This window comes from Enterobacter cloacae complex sp. GF14B, assembly GCF_004136805.1.
In the GTDB taxonomy this organism is placed as follows: domain Bacteria; phylum Pseudomonadota; class Gammaproteobacteria; order Enterobacterales; family Enterobacteriaceae; genus Enterobacter; species Enterobacter hormaechei_C.
This window is the reverse complement of sequence record NZ_QFRV01000061.1, coordinates 1-19925: the sequence shown is the minus strand read 5'-3', so window position 1 is coordinate 19925 and position 19925 is coordinate 1. Positions and strand designations below refer to the sequence as shown.

General features: G+C 55.4%; 15 protein-coding genes and 1 tRNA gene. 9 read left to right on the top strand and 7 right to left on the bottom strand.

Translation table 11 applies throughout. The features are described 5' to 3' along the window. Nucleotides 1-8 precede the first annotated feature (8 nt). Nucleotides 9-2447: a poly-beta-1,6 N-acetyl-D-glucosamine export porin PgaA gene (pgaA, locus tag DD606_RS17925; RefSeq protein ID WP_129258944.1), complete on the bottom strand. Its 2439-nt coding sequence runs from the start codon at nucleotides 2445-2447 to the stop codon at nucleotides 9-11. Between the two features lie 668 nt (nucleotides 2448-3115). Between pgaA and DD606_RS17920 the strand changes: the two genes are divergently transcribed. Further along, nucleotides 3116-3643 (top strand): LuxR C-terminal-related transcriptional regulator, encoded by a 528-nt coding sequence (locus tag DD606_RS17920; protein ID WP_003862459.1) that lies wholly within the window; start codon nucleotides 3116-3118, stop codon nucleotides 3641-3643. Nucleotides 3644-3704: 61 nt separating this feature from the next. Here the strand turns inward: DD606_RS17920 and DD606_RS17915 are convergent, their stop codons facing one another. Both DD606_RS17915 and DD606_RS17910 read right to left on the bottom strand, forming a co-directional pair. After that, nucleotides 3705-6782 carry an autotransporter outer membrane beta-barrel domain-containing protein gene (locus DD606_RS17915; RefSeq protein ID WP_045342438.1) on the bottom strand — a complete coding sequence of 1026 codons (3078 nt, stop codon included), beginning with the start codon at nucleotides 6780-6782 and terminating at the stop codon, nucleotides 3705-3707. Between the two features lie 116 nt (nucleotides 6783-6898). After that, complete coding sequence (locus DD606_RS17910) at nucleotides 6899-7213, bottom strand: lipoprotein (protein ID WP_003862457.1); 315 nt, start codon at nucleotides 7211-7213, stop codon at nucleotides 6899-6901. 175 nt (nucleotides 7214-7388) lie between these two features. On the opposite strand from DD606_RS17910, the gene DD606_RS17905 reads away from it, so the two are divergent. Together DD606_RS17905 and DD606_RS17900 are read left to right on the top strand one after the other, a co-directional pair. Then, complete coding sequence (locus DD606_RS17905; protein ID WP_003862456.1) at nucleotides 7389-8021, top strand: response regulator transcription factor; 633 nt, start codon at nucleotides 7389-7391, stop codon at nucleotides 8019-8021. Next, the gene (locus DD606_RS17900) at nucleotides 8018-9802 is read left to right on the top strand and encodes a hybrid sensor histidine kinase/response regulator (protein ID WP_003862454.1); all 1785 of its coding nucleotides are present in this window, start codon (nucleotides 8018-8020) and stop codon (nucleotides 9800-9802) included. The genes DD606_RS17905 and DD606_RS17900 overlap by 4 nt, the downstream gene beginning before the upstream one ends. A gap of 77 nt (nucleotides 9803-9879) precedes the next feature. Here the strand turns inward: DD606_RS17900 and DD606_RS17895 are convergent. Then, a tRNA-Phe gene (locus DD606_RS17895) sits at nucleotides 9880-9955 on the bottom strand. A 95-nt stretch (nucleotides 9956-10050) separates the two neighbouring features. After that, entirely contained in the window at nucleotides 10051-10764 is a 714-nt protein-coding gene (locus DD606_RS17890) for a DUF554 domain-containing protein (RefSeq protein ID WP_003862452.1), read from the bottom strand. Between the two features lie 181 nt (nucleotides 10765-10945). Between DD606_RS17890 and DD606_RS17885 the strand changes: the two genes are divergently transcribed. Then, nucleotides 10946-13081 (top strand): ornithine decarboxylase, encoded by a 2136-nt coding sequence (locus DD606_RS17885; RefSeq protein ID WP_003862450.1) that lies wholly within the window; start codon nucleotides 10946-10948, stop codon nucleotides 13079-13081. 99 nt (nucleotides 13082-13180) lie between these two features. Here DD606_RS17885 and DD606_RS17880 read toward each other — a convergent pair whose 3' ends face one another. Together DD606_RS17880 and DD606_RS17875 are read right to left on the bottom strand one after the other, a co-directional pair. Then, the gene (locus DD606_RS17880) at nucleotides 13181-13873 is read right to left on the bottom strand and encodes a response regulator (protein ID WP_003862448.1); all 693 of its coding nucleotides are present in this window, start codon (nucleotides 13871-13873) and stop codon (nucleotides 13181-13183) included. Then, nucleotides 13863-15500: a sensor histidine kinase gene (locus DD606_RS17875; protein ID WP_003862446.1), complete on the bottom strand. Its 1638-nt coding sequence runs from the start codon at nucleotides 15498-15500 to the stop codon at nucleotides 13863-13865. Before DD606_RS17875 ends, DD606_RS17880 begins: the two co-directional genes overlap by 11 nt. A gap of 345 nt (nucleotides 15501-15845) precedes the next feature. On the opposite strand from DD606_RS17875, the gene DD606_RS17870 reads away from it, so the two are divergent. The 5 genes from DD606_RS17870 to DD606_RS17850 all read left to right on the top strand — a co-directional run. Beyond that, nucleotides 15846-17207, top strand: a complete 1362-nt coding sequence (locus DD606_RS17870) for a 2-hydroxycarboxylate transporter family protein (protein ID WP_022651841.1) — start codon at nucleotides 15846-15848, stop codon at nucleotides 17205-17207. 17 nt (nucleotides 17208-17224) lie between these two features. Next, nucleotides 17225-18088, top strand: coding sequence for a fumarylacetoacetate hydrolase family protein (locus DD606_RS17865; RefSeq protein WP_003862442.1), 864 nt, complete (start codon nucleotides 17225-17227; stop codon nucleotides 18086-18088). Nucleotides 18089-18101: 13 nt separating this feature from the next. Then, on the top strand, nucleotides 18102-19124 hold the full coding sequence (gene citC, locus DD606_RS17860; RefSeq protein ID WP_129258942.1) for a [citrate (pro-3S)-lyase] ligase: 1023 nt from the start codon (nucleotides 18102-18104) through the stop codon (nucleotides 19122-19124). Nucleotides 19125-19140: 16 nt separating this feature from the next. Beyond that, nucleotides 19141-19434, top strand: coding sequence for a citrate lyase acyl carrier protein (gene citD / locus DD606_RS17855; protein ID WP_003862439.1), 294 nt, complete (start codon nucleotides 19141-19143; stop codon nucleotides 19432-19434). Beyond that, a partial coding sequence (locus DD606_RS17850) for an aldolase/citrate lyase family protein (RefSeq protein ID WP_255573105.1) occupies nucleotides 19431-19925 on the top strand: 495 nt, incomplete at its 3' end. The genes citD and DD606_RS17850, both read left to right, overlap by 4 nt.

Genomic DNA, 19925 nt, shown 5'->3' with positions numbered 1-19925 from the left:
ATTCATCCTTAAAAGCGTAAAGTCGCATCTAACGTGACGGAGAGATTGCTCTCGCGTTTGCCGTCGTAAGGGCGCTTATCCCAGTTCAGCATCACGCCAGTATCGACAACGTTGTTCCACTGGATGCGTTGCCCGTAACCCAGCAGGGTAACGGCGCCAGGTGACTGATTTTTCTGCCAGTAGCTGCCCCCGCCTGCCACGAACTGCTGGCTCCAGAGGGTGTCGTAGTGGCGGTACATCTCATGGTCAACGGACAGGGCAGCCGTCACGGACAGATCCCGTGCCGGGTTGTAATAGAGCGTATTCCGCAGGCTGTTTTTACTGGCGGCGATCCCCGGTTCGAGATCCAGCGTCAGGGTCGGGGTCTGCCAGAGACGCTCTTTCCCAGAGAGGGTGTATTCCTGACGGCGGTTGTGGTCTGAGAAGCGGCTGATTGCGGCGTTGAACTGGTATTCACGTCGCTCGTTTTGATACCAGCGCACCCCACCTTCACCCCGGTTGGCGCTAATCCCATTGCGTAATGCCCGTAAGGGTGTGGCGCGTGACAAGCGCTCGAGGTTACCACTGACCTGCCAGTTATCACTCAGGCTGTAAGTTGTTGAGAGCCGTGCGCCCGGCCTGTTTTTGCCGTGATAGTGGTTGCCGGAGAGCTCGGCTTCGAGCGTGAGGTCACGGGGGCGCCACTCAACGCCGCCCAACAGGTGGCGGCTGATGCCTTTACCTTCGTCGAAATTCCCCTGGGCATAGCGGGTGCCGGCAAACAGCCGCCAGCTATCCGCCACGGGCGGGCCATAGAGCGTGGCGTCCCAGTTCATGTCGTGGCTACCGCTGACGGGGTTATCTGAGTGCAATCCTTTACCCGCCTTCAGACGCAGCTCAGACATATGGTGGACCATTCTGAGTCTGTCCAGGCGACGGGCGCTGCGATCGGCGGGGGCGCGAGCAATTACGTTATTAGCCAGTAAATCCATCTGGCGCCACTCCTGAAGGTCCATTGCGACGTAAGCCTGCTGTTTTTCAAGCTCCAGATTCGTGGGTTCGAGCGCCTCTGCTCGTTTAAGCTTTTGCTCGGCCGCGCGCGGCAGGCCTCTGGCCTGAAGCAGGGCGGCATAATCAATCTGTAATCCCTGATTTCCCGGCGCCGTTGACGCCAGACGATACGACAGTTTTTCGGCCTCCGGCAGGGCGTTGGTTGCCAGCAAATAGTTAAATTTGAGTGACTGCCCGGTAAGCCACCGATCGTTTGGCTGGGCGGCGGGGGACCCGAAATCGTAGCGGGTCCAGGGAACGCTGCGGGTCTCGCGCTCAACGTAGCGGCGGGCGGCCTGATACTGCCCCGTATCCAGCCAGGCGTAGAAAAGCGCATGCTCCTCATCCTGCGGATCGGAGGCGTAGTGTGGATAGCGTTGCACAAGCGAGAAGGCGGCAACGGTGTTTTTCTCCTGCAAATATGCAGAGATCACCCAGCCGATGGCCCAGTCCGGCACCGGATGCTGTGCGGCCGTCAGCGACTCATATTCGCTAATGACCTGCCGGTAATTACCCTGCGCATACAGGGCGCCAAGCCGATCGATACGGGCAAGGATGACGTCTTCAGCCGCCTGCGGGTCGTTTTGCCAGCGGGAAAGCAGGGCGTGATAGCGATCTAACGCGTTTTGTGCCAGCCGCAGGCGCTCTTTCTCCGTTCTGCCAGGCACATCCGCCAGGCGTACCCGTTCAGCCGCGGCGTTACGCTCAAGGCGGCGACGCTCCGCGCGGGACATCGCCGCGTTTTGTGACAGCCAGAGTGCGGGCGTGCTTACCCGGTTATCCGTTAGCGCATCGATCGTCTCGCGAAGAAGGGCCTCATTCCCTGGCGCGGCGCTTAGTGCGCGCATGTCAGCCAGCAGCCGATCCCCGTTTTTTCCCTGGCGCATCCAGACATAGGAGAGCGTCTCAAGGTGCGCGGGAGAAGGATTGTCTTTAACCAGCTGCCGGGCTTCCGAAAGCGCGAGGTGATCTTTGCGGGCATCGGCCAGAGTCTTCACATAGCCGATGCGGTAATCGTCGTTATCCGGCGCAAGGCTGAGCGCCTCTTTCCACAGCGATAAGGCCGATGGCCAGGCTTTTTGGTTTCTTCTGGACTGGGCGACGGCAGCGATGGCGCGAGCGGGCAGCGGCATATAAATACCATAACGCTGCCAGACCCGGATAACTTCGTCATCGCGTCCTGCCCAGGAGGCTACCTGTAACCAGTCCGCAACCTGTCCGGGTGTTAAAGCATGTTGTTGCTCATAGCGCTGTAGGTAATCAAGAAACAGAGCGTAATTACCGTTACGTGCCTGTTGTATCTGATGCTCATAAACGGATTCATCAGCCTGAACCAGAACAGGAAAGAGTAAAAGCAGGAACAATAATATTGTGGTGCGATAAAAGAATAACGTAGTGAAGCTAAGCGATCTTTCCATATCTATTTGCCATTTGTTTATTGTGAATCCATTGCATAACACGGCCGCCTTTTAACTCTGCGTTAAAGGGCATAAAGGAGAACATTAAATCTGAATGATGCTACGTTATGGGGTACTTACTTAAAGGTAATTATGAGCCCTCATCTCAGTGGTCTGATTGGGCTTAATGTACACCCGATGTGTTGGGGGATAAATAAGTTGAAAAGCGGCTGGGAGGTTTTGAGATAATTCTGGGAGAAGTAAGTTTTTTAGATAATTCAGTGCAGGGTTGGTGTTTTTAGTTGATTGATATTAAATGATTTTTCTTTCTCTTTTTCCTGTTTTGTTATATCCGAAATGAAGTTCTTCTGAGTTAATTAAAGTACTTTCTGGTGCATGTTTGGGAAGTTTCATGACAAAAATTCTTAATGTTCAGAGAAGTGACTTTTCTGAAATTCTTTTTTATTTATAATTAACGCCAGGCATTGAGTGATAGTCTGCAAAAAGTCTAGCTCACCAATGTCATATTGAGGGATGATCAAAGCCAGAAAACATTTGCCGTTAATGTAAAACGCTATAAACGAAAGCGTTCTTGTTTCTTAAGAGGCGGGCTTGCTTTAATCTAAAAGGGATGGTTAGTGGCGACTTCAATAGTGTTAGTGACTCAGGATTGTTTCCTTGTCAGGGGGATGCGGCTATTTTTCCCGGATATAATTTGCCTCAGTTCGATAGACAGAAACATATTTGATACCGACGCAAATGAATATACTGTACTGATTGATAGCCGTACGCCGCTCCGTTTATATGACTACCTGATACGTCATCCGGCCAGAACGAGAAAAACGATCTGCTGCGTTATGCTGGATATGCGTCCTCGAGAGGAGGATCTTCTCAGTATGAAGCTGTTTATGAACACGTCGCTTACGGCTCCGGATATGGCGTCGTTATTCAATCTGGTGCTCGATATGAAAGGCAGGCGTCTGACCACCAAATGGCTGCTTAACTTACGGCTGAGTCGACACGAAGCGATAATGATCCGGTTGCTGAAGGCAGGGAGGTCAATGGAAGAGATTGCAGATAAGCTGAATATGTCGGTTAAAAGTCTCTATCGCAAGCGAACGGTGCTGTCAGAGCGGTTAGGGGCAGGGAATTTCAACGAGGCGTGTTTGTTTATCTTTAAAAACAAACTGCTGGACGCGGTTGGGAACGATCCCTAGCTTCGTCAGAAGCCAAAAGCAGAAACCCGCCACGAGGGCGGGTTCTTTTAATGGAAATAATTCAGAACGACCAGCGCAGATTGGCGTTAACCGAGTTGACGCGGGTATCCGCACCATATTGTCCCTGGTAACCCACATCCAGCGTCGCAGCACGCGACAGCTGTACGCTCACGCCGATATCACCGACCATCACATCCTCATCCACGGCCTGTCCCTGAGTAATGAACGCGTCGCTGCCCGCAAACGCCATGCGCGAAGAGGTATTCTTATCGCCATAGGCGTGCTGCCAGCCCAATGAACCGTAGAGGTTAACGTGCTTCGGCAGCTCGGTCACACCGCGCAACCCGAGTGTCGTGTAGAAGGTGTTCATCGTTTCGTTACGGACGCTCAGCGCAGCGGCACCGCCGTCTTCCCTGAAGCTGTCGGTATGTAGCCGGATGTACGATAAATTGACGAACGGCTCAATATTCCTGTCTGGCTGGCCGAAACGGTAGCCCGCTTCGGTGAACGCCAGCAGGGAGTTGGCGTCGTAATCTGACTTCAGCCGATCCGAGAAACCGCTGAAATCAACATTGCGCTCGCCTTCGATCTTGTGCCAGGTATAACCCAGCGCGCCGCGAAGGGAGAACGCATCCTGTTGACCCGCCGCATACAGGCCAAGGTGATAGTTGTCGGTATCCGTTGAGGAGCGACGGCTGTCGACGTCGTAATCACCCCGGCTGTAGCCGAAGTAGCCGCCGACACGCACGTTATGGTCCGCCAGCTTGCGATCTGCCCCCAGCAGGAAGCCGGTGGTGTTGCCGTCCAGCTTGCCCACGTTACCGTCGCCGCTGTTTCGGCTCCAGGAGCTGAAGGTCTGGCCCCAGACGCCATTGTTTTGCGGCTCCGGCTGCTGCACCAGCGACATGGCTAACGGTGGTATCGGCAGGCTGTCGTTATCAAACGCGCGCTGCATGCGCTGGTTTAACACGTTAAACACCTGCGTGCTGCCAGCGATCAGGTTGGACTGCATTGACGGATAAACTTCACCAGAAAGCTGGTTGAACGCCTCGCGCGCTTCCGGCGCGCTTAGCAGAAGCAGCGAGTTATACAGCGCCAGAGACGGGCCGCTTTGCGTCAGCGTGGAGAGCGCGCCAGCGGTATTCCACTGGTTGCTGCTTTGGGCCACGGTCTGGAAAATGCCCGGCTTGCCGCTGCCCGGGTTTTCACCTCCGGGGTTTTCACCACCAGGATTCTCACCGCCAGGATTTTCACCTCCGGGGTTTTCACCGCCAGGATTCTCACCGCCCGGGTTTTCGCCTCCGGGGTTTTCACCACCAGGATTCTCACCGCCAGGGTTTTCGCCTCCGGGATTTTCTCCTCCAGGATTCTCGCCACCGGTCTCTTTCTGCGCGATGGTCAGATCGACGGCATTGGTGCTTTGCTTAAGCGCCACGTCGAGGAAGGCGGATTTGGAGATCGCGCCGGCGAACTCACCGTCAATTCCCCCGTCGGAGGTCAAAATGCGGTAGCTTTGGCCCGTTTTATAGCTGGTTTGCGGATCCAGCGCGGTGACCTGTACCTTAGCCTGATTGCTGATGGTGGTTTTGCCCGATACCAGTAGCTGGTCGCTGCGGCCATCTCCTGCGATATCGACGTCATAGAAGGATTCGCCGATAAAGTTCAGATAGCGTTTCAGCGTCAACGTACCGATAGTGCCGTCGCCGGGCGAGATATGTCCGCCGGACAGGATCTCGGTCTGGCCCAGCGTCCCGTTGCCGCCCAGCGTGCCGCCGGACTTGATTGACGCGGCGCTGCTGTAACCCACCCCGTTGCTGACGTCTGAACCCGCCGTCGCATTGAGGATCAGCGTGCCGCCGTTCTCCGCGCTAAGCGTCTGGACGTCAAAAATATCGTCTTCTGGTTGGGTATTAATATTGCTGGCAATAATGACTTTACCGCCCCGCGCGGTGACGTTCGCCTTGAGTGCGGAAAGATCGCCGTTCAGCGTCGTCTGCCCGGAGGTGTTGATCACATCACCTTCACCGCTCATCGTGTTGCTGAAGATGTAATTTCCGTCGGTATGGTTGAAGTAGACATAGCTGCCGAACAGTCCGCCACGCAGGCTTATTGCCGTCTTCGCATCGAGGGTACCTGCGCCGCCCGCCGTGCCAAGCGTTGGCTCAGTTAAACCCGTGCCGGTGTCCATATTGCCGCGGCTGCCGATGATGAGCGCACCCCGGTTCGAGCCGGAACCCGATGTCCCCACGATCAGCGCATTGCTGCCAGCGGAAAATGAACCGCCGTCAATCACAGACAGCACGCCATTGCCGTAATCGCCCACGCTCACGCTGCTGCCGCTGGTAAAGCGTGAGTCCTCGCCCGCAATAACCAGCTCGGCGGTTTTCCCTGCCCCGGAGACGCCTGCCACCTGCACGCCGCCAACGTTAACCGTTCCGCCGTTCAGCACGTCCAGGTCGCCATAAAGCGTCAACGTACGGCCAACGTTCCACTGTGAGCCGCTCCCAGTGACGGTGGCTTTCGGGCTCAGCGTGTCGGTTTCACCCGGTCCGGTACCGTTGCCGATGCGTGCATCGTAAGCGGTATTGAGCGCAGCGCCGTCTTCAATCGCAAGCGTGGAGCGTGCGCCCAGATCGGTGCCTACGCTGAGAAAATTACTGGTCACACGAGAGCCAGCACCCGTGGCGATAAGGTGGCTGTCGTAGCCGCGGGTGGTGCCGACAACAATCTCCTTTGCACTCGCCAGCGCGCCCTCTTCGACTCGCAGGGTGCCGAGGCCAAGATTCAGGTCGCCGCGCAGGACGTACCGATCGTTCACCGCGTTAAGCTCAGCGTCTGGCCCACGGACCGTGACCACGCTTTCATAAATTTTGCCGTCGAACAGCCGACCGATATTGATGTTATAGGCGGTGATTTTGCCATTATCGATCAACAGATTTCCGCGTTGATTACGTCCAACATACACATCACCGGTGTAACCCAGCGTTTCGGTAATACGCGAGTCGCCATCAAAAAAGGCATCGGCTGCACGCGCGATATCGGCAGGTAAAAACAGTAACAGCGGCGCGGAAAATAGAGCGAGGTAAAGTCTGGAAAGCGGCGTCTTAACCGCTAAAGAATGCGATGTAGAGTTATTCACGGGCTATCTCCGTACTCATTAGCATGATGTCAGGAACATCGTTTTTTTATGAAAACTCAGATACGCCAGATAATGTAAAAGGCGTTATTTATGTACGCCTTTTGATGCGGCGTTAATTATTTATGTGTGACAACAGGTGTACAGGTTGGCGCGCTCAGCGTCGGTGCGGATCCTAAAATTCCCGGCATCATCATCGATGAACAATCGAAAATACGCCCTTTTTCCGTCGTGGCGCGATAAGAGAGTTTTTGTCCTCCCAGTGCGTCCGGCTGGGCGCCATTAACGTTGGTCACAGTTATTTCATCCGATGAGCCCAGTCCCAGCATTTTAGCGGTCTCCGCCTGGAGGAGTGGAATAGCCTGATCGGTTTTCAACGTGGAACAACCGGCTAACATCAACGTAACGGTTAAAACGATTAGTGGTTTTTTCATAAATTATCCTTGATATCCAACCAGTTAATTTCACTGATTGTATTTATGTTTTCTTTTACCCAAATCAGCGAATAATATATTTCTCTTTCCTAATCGAAAAAACCCTCCTAAAGTAGGGTGGGTAGATAATAATTCATCTGTACTCTAAGATATGCGAAGGTAAAAGGAGGCTCCTTTGGGACAGAATTATGCGTTAGTCGTTGATGACCATCCATTGGTAGCAAGCGGCATCGCCAATTTTCTGATTACACATTGCCAGTTTAAACAGGCGTGTGTGGTGACGAATGAGGATGATTGCTACCGACAAATTAGAGATCATGGCCCGCCACGTTTGCTGGTAATCGATTTTTGGCTCTCTTCCGGAACGGCCCTGAAATTACTCAAAGAAGTAAAACAACTTTACCCACAGGTACGACTCCTGGTGGTCAGCGGGGATGACAATAATGATATCTGGCGCAAAGTTAATGCCGCCGGGGGACACGGTTTTGTATTGAAAAGCGAGCCACCTGAGATGTTCTCGCGGGCCGTTTTCGCACTCACTGATAATCAGACCTGGTTTCCTGAGGGAAACGAAATTTCCGTTAAGGCCAATAATGAGAAGTTAAGTAAATTTAACTTAACGCCGCGACAAATAGACGTGTTAAATATGATTATGCGCGGCCTGCCAAATAAACGAATCGCCGCACAGCTTTCAATTTCTGAGCCCACGGTTAAAGAACACATCAGCAATATATTGAAAAAGATAGGCGTTAACAGCCGGGTTGAAGCCATCACGCTTCTGCATGGCAAGCAGGAACCGTCGGAATGAGGTTTTTCCAGAGCTTACAAAATGATGGTATCTCTGCTCCGGCGCAGATCCGTTTGCTAAACAACACCTTTCTTCGGCTGGTATTTAGCTTTAGTGCTGTGCCCTTTGTGGGTATTCCTTTCGCCATCTGGATTTATATGCTTGGGGACGACCTCGGCCCAACGATTATCTGGATAATTATTTATCTGCTATGTGCCGTGGCGATACGACTATTGCACCGATGCTATCAGCGTGAAGCGAAAGAAAACGGTGAGAGGGACGTCCTGCGACGCTGGCTTCCGCGTATTAATAATATTGCCTTTATTCACGGGCTGGGAATTTCTTCACTCTATTTAATTACGCCACAGACGCAGAATTTTGACTTTTTCCTGTTACTTAATATCAGCATCGCCGCCATCGTCGCCGCCAATGCGACACATCTGACGCCTGTCATTAGTACCTTCACGCGTTTTTTCTTCGCCTCCTGGGGGGTGCTGAACCTCGGTATTATCTGGCGGCTGGATGAGTTGATGTTCATCGTGCTCATGCTGAATCTGCTTTACGGCTTCGCAATTTACCGCCATGCGTTAACTTCCCATGCGTTCTTTATTCAGCAAGCGCTGCTGGAGGAAAAAAGCTCACGGCTGGCGGAACAGTTTCGTCAGGCCAAAGAGGACGCGGAGCAGGCACTGCTGGATAAAAATCAGTTTCTGACCACCGCCAGCCACGATTTGCGCCAGCCTGTGCATGCTATGGGCTTTCTGATCGAAGCCATCCTCCATCGAAACCGGGACGGCAGCCTGACGCCACAGCTTCTTGACCTTCAGCAGAGCGTTCGCTCGGTACATTTAATGCTCAACTCTCTGCTCGATCTCAGCAAAATAGAATCCGGGAATGTCCTCTCTGCCCCGACCAAAGTGGATATCGGTGCTCTGCTCGACTCGGTCATCACGCTGTTTCGTGAAGAGGCCAACAGCCGCGCGCTTAGGCTGTGCATCCGGCGGCCTAAACGCCATATCTACGTGATGGGCGATCCGCTACTGGTGCGACAGTCCCTGATCAACCTGATTCAAAACGCCCTTCGCTACACGCTCCAGGGCGGGGTGCTGGTCGCCATCCGACCGCGCGGTGACGAGTGTATGGTGGAGGTGTGGGACACGGGAGTCGGTATCGCCGATGAAGAGAAGGGCAAAATCTTCTCACCTTACTACCGCCCCGAGCTGGCATGGAAGATCGACAGCGCCGGACACGGGCTGGGACTGGCCGTCGTTGCCCGTTGCGCCAAGCTGATGAAGGTGAAATACGGGATGCAATCCATTGAAGGGAAAGGCTCACGCTTCTGGATGCGCTTTACCCAATATGCTGGCGAAGATAGCGTGCTGGATACCCCGCCCGCCGCTGATAACACCGCCACGCCGGTACGCTATGCGCCGCTGCACGGTTCCTGCCTGGTTGTCGATGACGACCCGCTGGTGACGTCTGCCTGGGAGAGCCTGATGAGCGTCTGGGGAATCGACGTACGCTGTGCGGCCTCCGCTGAAGAAGCGTTTGCCATAATCGACGACGGCTTTACGCCGTTCGCCGTGCTGTGCGACCAGCGCCTGCGATCCGGCGAAAGCGGCTTCGATATCCTGAAAGCGCTTTTTGAACGTCTGCCGGATATGAGCGGCGCGATAGTTAGCGGCGAATTTAATTCACCGGTTCTGCTGGAGGCGGAGCAGGAGGGGTATCTGGTACTCCGCAAGCCTCTGGAGCCAGCTAAACTGCATGCGCTGCTGACGCAGTGGTTGGGATGTCGTTAAGGGAATGCAGAAGTAATGATTCTGGCGGGCTCAGAATGCAAAAACGGACCTCCGTGGAGGTCCGTTAATAGGAAATTTGGTGCCCGGACTCGGAATCGAACCAAGGACACGGGGATTTTCAATCCCCTGCTCTACCGACTGAGCTATCCGGGCAACGGGGCGCATTAAACCCGATCCTCCCTCCGGCGTCAACGAAATTTGTTGCTTTCGGTGCAGACTGCACACTCTCTCACCATTTCGTCGCAAACTTAAGCGAAAAAGTGCGTCCAGAGCGCGGATAGCGGCATCGCGAGCAGGAGGGCAGGGAGCATGTTCACCACTGCAAACATCTTAATGCCACAGATTCGCAGCCCTGTCGCCAGCAGCAACAGGCCGCCGACGGCGGTAAAGTCTGCCATCATCGCTGGTGTTGTCAGCGGCAGGATCAGCGTGGCGCAGGTGGCCAGCGCCAGTTGAATAAGCAACATCGGCACGCAAATCGCGGCGACGGCGATGCCGAGGGTGGTGGCAAAGATGGTGGCAGTAAAGAAATCCAGAAACGCTTTCGCAATCAATATGCTGGGATCGCCGGTCATCCCTTCCTGCATCGAACCGAATATCCCCGTGCCGCTGGCGCAGAACAGAATAATGATCGCAACGTAGTTTTGAATAAACGACTCGTGCGTGCCGTGCTTCGCCTTGCCCGGTCGGGCAATCAGATTTTTGGCTTTGCCTACCGCGTGATTGATGCCCTTTTCCAGATAGCAAAATTCGCCGATCAGCGCGCCGAGCAGCGTCGCCAGTACCATCACCGGCAGGTTGGCGCATTTCACCACTAAAAGGATACCAATCCCTAACGACGCCAGGCCAAAAATGGAGGGCATGGAGACGCGAATACGCTCCGGCAACCGCTGGCTTAATACTGCCCCAAGTACACCGCCCAGCAATACGGCTCCCGCATTGATAAAGGGTCCAATTACCACGTTTAACTCCTGTTATTTAAGCACTGGCATTGCATCATTATGGCACGTTCGTCCCTGATTACGCTTAGCTTTGGGAGGCGTAACGCATACTGATTCCTTCTTGCACCTGAAAATAAAAGGTGACATGATTGCGCGAATTTTCTCCTTCCTGTCTCACCGCTCGGTGAGGGTATTTGCGCCTATGAAAACCATGAAAATTGCCGTCAGCCGCGAGCTGGTATCCAAAGTTTCTACGCATCGCGAAAAGGTTATGCTGGATAACACTGATTTCACCGATGTGGCGGCAGTCGTCATTACGGTTGTTGAAAGCTACAGCGGCATTCTCGCGTTGCTGAAGCGTACGGGCTTTCAGCTACCGGTATTTATGTTCTCAACAGAGCCAGGAGAGGTGCCAGAGGGTGTCACGGCGATCATCTCGGGTAAAGCACAGGAATTGCTGGAACTGGAATCTGCCGCCTGCCGGTATGAAGAGAACCTGCTGCCACCCTTTTTTGACACCCTGAGCCAGTATGTGGCGATGGGAAACAGCACCTTTGCCTGTCCGGGTCACCAGCACGGCGCCTTTTTCAAAAAACACCCGGCGGGGCGGCAGTTTTACGACTTCTTCGGTGAAAACGTGTTTCGTGCCGATATGTGCAATGCCGACGTGAAGCTCGGTGATTTGCTGATCCACGAAGGTTCTGCCAAGCACGCGCAAAAGTTCGCGGCGAAAGTGTTCAACGCGGATAAAACCTACTTCGTGCTGAACGGCACGTCGGCGGCCAATAAAGTGGTGACCAATGCGCTGCTGACTCGTGGCGATCTGGTGCTGTTCGATCGTAACAACCACAAGTCCAACCATCATGGGGCGCTGATCCAGGCCGGGGCAACGCCTGTCTATCTTGAGGCAGCCCGTAATCCGTTTGGTTTTATCGGCGGGATTGATGAGCACTGCTTTGATGAGGCCTGGCTGCGGGAACTGATCCGTGACGTCGCGCCGCAGAAAGCCGCCGAGGCGCGCCCGTTCCGTCTGGCGATCATTCAGCTCGGCACCTACGATGGCACGATCTACAACGCCCGTCAGGTGATCGACAAGATCGGGCACCTTTGCGACTACATCCTCTTTGACTCCGCCTGGGTCGGCTACGAGCAATTTATCCCGATGATGGCGGAAACGTCTCCGCTTCTGCTGGAACTGAACGAGAACGATCCGGGCATTTTCGTGACCCAGTCGGTCCACAAGCAGCAGGCCGGGTTCTCACAAACGTCGCAGATCCATAAAAAGGATAACCATATTCGCGGTCAGTCGCGCTTCTGCCCGCACAAGCGGCTGAACAACGCGTTCATGCTGCATGCCTCCACCAGCCCGTTTTACCCGCTGTTTGCGGCGCTGGACGTGAACGCCAAGATCCACGAGGGCGAAAGCGGACGCAGGCTGTGGGCGGAGTGTGTCGAGTTGGGCATTGAAGCGCGCAAGGCCATCATCGCTAACTGCCATATGATCAAACCGTTTATCCCACCGGTGGTGGCGGGGCGGCCATGGCAGGATCACCCCACGCAGGCTATCGCCAGCGAGCGTCGCTTCTTTAGTTTTGAACCGGGTGCAAAATGGCACGGTTTTGAAGGCTATGCCCGCGAGCAGTATTTCGTCGATCCGTGCAAGCTGCTGCTGACCACGCCGGGCATTGATGCTGAAACAGGGCACTATACCGATTTCGGCATTCCGGCGACCATTCTCGCCCACTACCTGCGCGAGAACGGCATTGTGCCGGAGAAGTGCGATCTCAACTCCATCCTGTTCCTGCTGACGCCAGCCGAGAGCGCGGAGAAGCTGATGCAGCTGGTGGCGATGCTGGGGCAGTTTGAACAGCATATTGAAGACGACACACCGCTCGCGGATGTGCTTCCGACCATCTATCAGAAATACCCGGTGCGTTACCGCGACTATACGATCCGCCAGCTATGCCAGGAGATGCACGATCTCTACGTCAGCTTTAACGTGAAGGATTTACAGAAGGCGATGTTCCGTCAGGAGAGCCTGCCTGCCGTGGTGATGAACCCCCAGGATGCCAACCAGGAGTACATTCGCGGGAACGTCGAACTGGTGCGTATTCGTGACGCCGAAGGACGCATTGCCGCCGAAGGTGCGCTGCCATACCCGCCGGGCGTGCTGTGCGTGGTGCCGGGGGAAGTCTGGGGTGGAGCAGTACAGCGCTACTTCCTGGCACTGGAAGAGGGCATTAATATGCTGCCGGGTTTCTCCCCAGAGTTGCAGGGCGTTTACAGCGAGAAGGATGCGGACGGGATCAAGCGGCTGTATGGGTACGTATTAAAGTAGGGACCCTCACCCTAACCCTCTCCCCAAAGGGGAGAGGGGATTGCACGGAGCCGTTTCTTCACCCTCGCCCCTTTGGGGAGAGGGCCGGGGTGAGGGGAGTTAAGTCGCACTACGCCTGTACATCCTTCTCGGATGTCCAATCTTACCGTACAGCATCTCCACCGTCAGAAAACCCACCTCCACGCAGTGTTCCAGATAGCGCCGGGTGGTGGTTTTACTCAGGCCCGTCTCGCTCACCACCTCATCCACCGTAAAACAGTGCGCCGCCTTGTTGTTAAACAGCATTTGCACCCGCGCCAGCGTGTTCTCCTCTATCCCTTTGCTGCCGTTGTCCAGACGATAGTTTTTCGCCTGTAACTGATAGAGTGAATCCACGTTCTGCTGGTCGACAATCTTCCAGACGCGCTGCTGTTCGGCAAACTGCACAAAACGCTCCAGCGACTGGCTGAGCCGCTTCCAGGAGACCGGCTTAAGGATATAGTCAAACGCGCCGTTACGAATGGCCTGGCTACAGGTGTCCATATCGCTGGCGGCGGTGATGAAAATCACCGAGCAGTTGGCGCGGGTGAGCATCGGGTTGCTGATAAGGGTGATGCCTTTGCCGTCCGGCAGGTAGTTATCCAGCAGCATCAGCTTCGGCTGTTTGCTCTCCAGTTGTACCTGCGCGTCGGCCAGCGACGCGGCAATCCCCACCAGCCTCAGACGCGGATGTTTACCGATAAGCTCCGCGTGCAGTTGCGCCAGTTCGTTCTCGTCTTCAACAATCAGTACGTCGATAAGTTCATGTTGCATAGTCGGTATCTTCCAGTTCCTGTACGGGGTGCCGGGCCGTTCCCGTGGCGGGAATAAACAGTGAGAAAATGGCACCGCGTGGGGTGTTATCGGCAACTTCAATTGCACCGCCAGCCTGTGTGACATAGCTTTCAATCAGATACAGGCCAATACCATGATCGCCGCGCGTTTTGGTGGTGATGCCGCGCTCAAAGATCCGGTCGCGGATCTCCGGTGTGATGCCGACGCCCTGGTCGGCGACTTCAATAATCAGTTCCTGCTCGTTCAGCTTTATCAGCACGTCCACCGGGGCATGCGGGAGCGGTGCACGCTGGGTCGCTTCAATGGCGTTATCCAGCAAGTTCCCGATGATCGAGATAAGTTCCGATTCGAGCAGCGGCAGGAACGGTTTATCCACCCGGCAGGCCGGATCGAAACTCAGCTCAACGCCTTTTTCACGCGCGCGGGCGGCCTTTCCAAGCAGCAAACCACACAGCGTCGGAGAGCTAAAGCGGGACGAGATAAAGTCCAGCAGCTCCTGAGCGTGTTCCGACTGCGCCTGTATGTAGCGAATTGCCTCGTCATAACGGCCCATATGCAGCAGGCCGGACAGCGTAGTCATGCGGTTCAGCTGTTCATGGCGCATGATGCGCAGGTTATCAACGTAGCGCTTCACCTGGCTGAGCTGGGCGCTGAGCGAGTCGATCTCGTTGCGATCGCGAAAGGTGATCACCCAGCCCTGCAATGCATCTTCCAGCATTATCCGCACCCGGCTGGCAATGACCGTGAGATCGTTAAAGCGACAGATCTCATCGTGGGTGTCTTTCGCAAGCATGGTTTGCGCGTTGAAGAACGGGACGGGCGCGATCACCTGGCTGATGAGTTGACCCCGCAGTTCGCGGGCGGGCTGGCGTAAGCCTAATAATTTACGCGCCGCCTGGTTGATCACCTCAATGCGGAGATCGTCATCGATGGCAATCACCCCTTCATAAATGGATTCCATCATCGCCTTTTGCTGGCGCACCAGCAGGCCGATTTCGCGCGGCTCCAGAGAGAATATCTGCTTCTTGATGCTGCGGGTGAAGAACCAGGAGAAAATAAACAGGGCGATAAGCAGCAGCACGGCGGCAATCAGGATATTAACCACCTTGCTGACGGTGATGGTGTCCAGATAGCTTGTGAGATAGCCTACCGAAACAATCCCCACCACCTGCCCGGCATCATTAAAAATGGGCGCTTTGCTGCGCAGTGAAATGCCTAACCCGCCCTTGCGGATGGTGATGGTACTTTTGCCGTGTAATACCTCGTCGTTATCTCCGCCAACCAGCGTTTTGCCTACCCGGTCGGCAAACACGGAGTGGAAAAGATGCAGCCCCTTATTGTCACCAATCACAATAAAACTGGCGTCGCTGCGGGCGGCTATTTTCTGCATAAAGTCATGGATGCCCTGGATATCCTTTTGTTCGACTTCTTTTCGCAGGGTTGGAATAAGCGCAATTTCTTCAGCCTGTATTTTTGCGCGCGCGCTCATTTCCTGATAAAGCTGCCTGCCGACATCGACATAATAATATCCGCCCAGTAATGCGAACAGCACTGAGAAAAAGGCGACCAGCGAAATAAACAGCTTGATCTGAAACGATACTTTCATAACTATCACGCGAGATATCAACAGGTCGGCTGAATATATCATCTTTTAAGGCCAGGATGCCCGCTTTGCCGAAAACTTGTGATCCCTTGCACAGCGCAGCCTGTAAAAGATTTTTCCGAAAGTCTCATCCTCTTAAGGTTAAATGAATAAATGTTATTTCTTTGTTCAGTTAAGAAAAGAAACCATAAAAACCACGGCAATAAATAAGGCATAAATCACATTAAATAAAAGAAACCATTAAAACCATAGCGTCCATTAAAACTTCGCTTTTAATATGCCATCCCTCACATAAAGTAAGCCTTTGTGACTCTAAGCTGAACGCACAAAATAACTAAGGGGCTTATTATGAGCACAACTGACGATTCATTCTCTGTTACCCACGACCCGATTGATATTCAGCGGCCATCGCTCAAAGAGCGCTGGTGGCATATTATGGATACCTGGAAAATCGGCATTATACCTCTGCCGCTGTTCGTTCTGGCGGGCGCGCTGATTGCGATTGATTGCCTGGGCGGAAAACTACCGAGCGACATTGTGGTCATGGTGGCCACGCTGGCCTTCTTCGGCTTTGCCTGCGGTGAGTTCGGCAAACGCCTGCCGATTGTCGGCAAGCTCGGCGCGGCGGCAATTTGCGCCACCTTTATCCCTTCCGCGCTGGTCTATTACGGCCTGCTGCCGGATGTAGTAGTGGAATCCACCACTAAGTTCTATAAATCCACCAACATTCTTTATCTCTATATTTGCTGCATTATCGTCGGCAGCATCATGAGTATGAACCGCACCGTGCTGATCCAGGGCTTCCTGCGCATTTTCTTCCCGATGCTGTGCGGTGAAATCGTCGGCATGATTGTCGGCATGGGTGTTGGGCTGGCGCTGGGCCTCGAGCCGTTCCAGATCTTCTTCTTTATCATTCTGCCGATCATGGCGGGCGGCGTCGGGGAAGGGGCAATCCCGCTTTCCATCGGCTATGCCACCCTGTTGCATATGGATCAGGGCGTGGCGCTCGGCCGCGTACTGCCGATGGTGATGCTCGGCGGCCTGACGGCGATCATTATCTCCGGTTGCCTCAACCAGCTCGGGAAACGCTACCCGCACCTGACCGGTGAAGGCCAGCTGATGCCGAATCGCGCCAATGCCGATGCCACCGTCTCTCAGCCTGCGTTCTCCGGCAAAGCGGACGTGACGACCATCGCCTCCGGCGCGCTGCTGGCGGTGTTGCTGTACATGCTGGGTATGCTCGGTCACAAGCTGATTGGTCTGCCAGCGCCGGTGGGCATGCTGTTTATGGCGGTGCTGGTGAAGCTCTGCAACGGTGCCTCTCCGCGTCTGCTGGAGGGCTCTCAGGTGGTGTACAAATTCTTCCAGACCTCTGTGACCTACCCGATTCTCTTTGCCGTTGGCGTAGCCATCACCCCATGGCATGAACTGGTGGCCGCCTTCACGCTGACCAACCTGCTGGTGATTATCAGCACCGTCTCCGCGCTGGTGGCAACCGGGTTCTTCGTCGGCAAAAAGATTGGTATGCACCCGATTGATGTCGCCATCGTCTCCTGCTGCCAGAGCGGCCAGGGCGGTACTGGTGACGTGGCGATCCTGACCGCAGGCAACCGCATGAGTCTGATGCCGTTCGCCCAGATTGCTACCCGTATCGGCGGGGCGATTAACGTCTCCATCTCTCTGCTGATTCTGGGCAACTTCCTCGTTTAAGTTTTCAGGAAAGAACAATGAAACTCGCAAGCTTTTTATACCAGGGAAAACGCAGCTACGGCATCGTTCAGGCCGACGGCGTGATTGATTTAGGCCGCCGCCTCGGCGACCGCTATGGCGACCTTAAAGCGCTGTTGCAGGGGAACGGGCTGGCGCAGGCCACCCGATTCCTGAACGACGCGGTGGATGTACCGCTGAACGCCATCACCTTCTTACCGGTGATTGTACAGCCGGAAAAAATCCTCTGCGTGGGCATGAACTATGCCGACAAGCGCAAGGAGTTTGACCAGCACAACCCGGCCCCGACGCTGTTTGTCCGCTTCCCGGACTCACAGACCGGCCACAACGAGCCGGTGCTGAAGCCGCGCCACTCCAGCGAATTCGACTACGAAGGCGAGCTGGCGGTGATCATCGGCAAAGGCGGGGAGAACATCAGCCGCGACGACGCCCTTCGCCACGTGGCGGGCTACAGCTGCTACATGGACGGCTCCGCCCGCGACTGGCAGCACACCTGGTTCACCGCCGGGAAAAACTGGCGGCAGACCGGGGCGTTCGGCCCGTGGATGGCGACGGCGGATGAGATCCCCGATCCGCACCGACTGGCAATCCGCACCTGGCTGAACGGCCGCATGGTGCAGGAAGACAACACCAGCAGCATGATCCACAAGGTGGCGGAGCTGATCGAGTACATCAGCACCTTCACCCGCTTAAGTCCTGGCGATGTGATCATCACCGGATCCCCAGGTGGGGTGGGTAAAAAGCGTAACCCGCCGCTGTTTATGAAAGAGGGGGATCGCATTGAAGTGGAGATCGAGCATATCGGTCATCTCAGCAACGTGATCGTGGAAGCGCCAGCCGTCGGGCTTGCGGCAGCACATTAAGTAAGGCGGCAGCATGCAATCGCAACCCATCGATTTTCGCCACACGCTGGTGGCGAAACACCCGGAACGCTTAAGCCAGATCCGCTACCTGCTGGCAGACAGCGGCCTTGGCCTGGACAACGACATCACGCTGTTTGTCGAAGCCTGGTCCGGCGCGCAGCTGGTGGGTTGCGCCGGGCTGGCTGCCAACGTCATCAAATGCGTGGCGGTCAACGAGCAGCTTCGTGGGGAAAACCTCAGCGCGCGTCTGCTGGCAGAGGTGGAAAATGCGGCGCTGGAGCGCGGCCATTTTCACCTCTTCCTCTGCACCCGTCCGTGCAATAAGGAACGCTTTGGCCGCAGCGGTTTCTGGCCGATTGCCCAGAGCGGGAACAACGCGGTGCTAATGGAGAAAACCCCGCAGGGGATCGCGCGCTACTGCCGTACCTTAAGCCGGATGCGAAGGGGCGGGGAAAAAATTGGTGCCATTGTGATGAACGCCAACCCATTCACCCTCGGCCACCGTCATCTGGTGGAGCAGGCGGCGGCGCAGTGCGATGCCCTGCATCTGTTTGTGGTGCGTGAAGACGCCTCGTTCTTCCCGTTCAGCGCGCGCCTTGAGATGGTGCGCGCGGGCGTGGCGCATCTGCCGAACGTGGTGGTGCATGAAGGCTCGCAGTACATCATCTCCCGCGCCACGTTTCCGGCCTACTTCCTGAAGGAGACCGGCAAAGTGCAGCAGGCGTGGAGCGAGATCGACGTGCTGATCTTCCGGGACTTCATCGCCCCGGCGCTGGGCATCACGCACCGCTTCATCGGCTCGGAGCCGTTCTGCGATATCACCCGCCAGTACAACCAGACGCTGCACGACCTGCTGGCCTCGCATATCGAGGTGGTTGAAATGCCGCGCATCAAGGCCACCGGTAACGCCATATCGGCGTCCGAAGTGCGCCGCTTACTGAAGACACAGCAGTTTTCCCGGATCCGGGAGATTGTCCCGGACACCACCTTCGCGCACCTCGAAACGCATTACCGTGCGAGTGCCGAAGTCGCTTAACTACCAGGAATTTATCATGAAAATTGTAAGGGAGGCGCTGGCCGGAACGCAGGAGTCCAGCGACCTGATGGTGAAAATCGCCCCCGCTCACGGTGAGCTGGAGATCGTCATCCACAGCGAAGTGATTAAGCAGTTTGGCGAGCAGATTCGCCAGGTGGTCAACGACACATTGCGCGCCATGAACGTGCACCAGGGATTAATCATTATTGAAGACAAAGGGGCGCTGGACTGTGTTATTCGCGCCCGCCTGCAAAGCGCGCTGATGCGTGCCGCCGATGAACAGGCCATCAACTGGGAGGCGCTGAAATGAGCAAACTCCGCCGCAGTATGCTGTTCCTGCCAGGCGCCAATGCCGCCATGCTCTCTACCGCCTTTATCTACCGTCCCGACTCCATCATGTTTGACCTTGAGGACGCCGTGGCCCTGCGCGAGAAAGACACCGCACGCATGCTGGTGTTCCACGCGTTGCAGCACCCGATGTATCAGGATATCGAAACCGTGGTGCGCATTAACCCGCTGAGCACGCCGTTTGGCCTGCTGGATCTGGAGGCCGCCGTGCGCGCGGGCGTGGACGTGATACGCCTGCCGAAAACCGACACCCCGGACGATATTTACGAGCTGGAAGGCCACCTCGAGCGTATCGAGCAGGCGTGCGGCCGCGAGGTGGGTTCCACCCGCGTGATGGCGGCGATTGAATCGGCCATTGGCGTCATCAACGCCGTGGCGATTGCCCGCAGCTCTCCGCGCCTCATCGGCATTGCGCTGGCCGCCTTTGACTACGTGATGGACATGCAGACCGAG

What these genes read in the sequence shown, in the direction of transcription:
- DD606_RS17885 (WP_003862450.1), top strand. Translation starts at nt 10,946, where the DNA reads ATGAAAACCATGAAAATTGCCGTCAGCCGCGAGCTGGTATCCAAAGTT.
- DD606_RS17865 (WP_003862442.1), top strand. Translation starts at nt 17,225, where the DNA reads ATGAAACTCGCAAGCTTTTTATACCAGGGAAAACGCAGCTACGGCATC.
- citD (WP_003862439.1), top strand. Translation starts at nt 19,141, where the DNA reads ATGAAAATTGTAAGGGAGGCGCTGGCCGGAACGCAGGAGTCCAGCGAC.
- DD606_RS17920 (WP_003862459.1), top strand. Translation starts at nt 3,116, where the DNA reads ATGCGGCTATTTTTCCCGGATATAATTTGCCTCAGTTCGATAGACAGA.
- DD606_RS17870 (WP_022651841.1), top strand. Translation starts at nt 15,846, where the DNA reads ATGAGCACAACTGACGATTCATTCTCTGTTACCCACGACCCGATTGAT.
- DD606_RS17880 (WP_003862448.1), bottom strand. Translation starts at nt 13,873, where the DNA reads ATGCAACATGAACTTATCGACGTACTGATTGTTGAAGACGAGAACGAA.
- DD606_RS17875 (WP_003862446.1), bottom strand. Translation starts at nt 15,500, where the DNA reads ATGAAAGTATCGTTTCAGATCAAGCTGTTTATTTCGCTGGTCGCCTTT.
- citC (WP_129258942.1), top strand. Translation starts at nt 18,102, where the DNA reads ATGCAATCGCAACCCATCGATTTTCGCCACACGCTGGTGGCGAAACAC.
- DD606_RS17910 (WP_003862457.1), bottom strand. Translation starts at nt 7,213, where the DNA reads ATGAAAAAACCACTAATCGTTTTAACCGTTACGTTGATGTTAGCCGGT.
- DD606_RS17900 (WP_003862454.1), top strand. Translation starts at nt 8,018, where the DNA reads ATGAGGTTTTTCCAGAGCTTACAAAATGATGGTATCTCTGCTCCGGCG.
- pgaA (WP_129258944.1), bottom strand. Translation starts at nt 2,447, where the DNA reads ATGGAAAGATCGCTTAGCTTCACTACGTTATTCTTTTATCGCACCACA.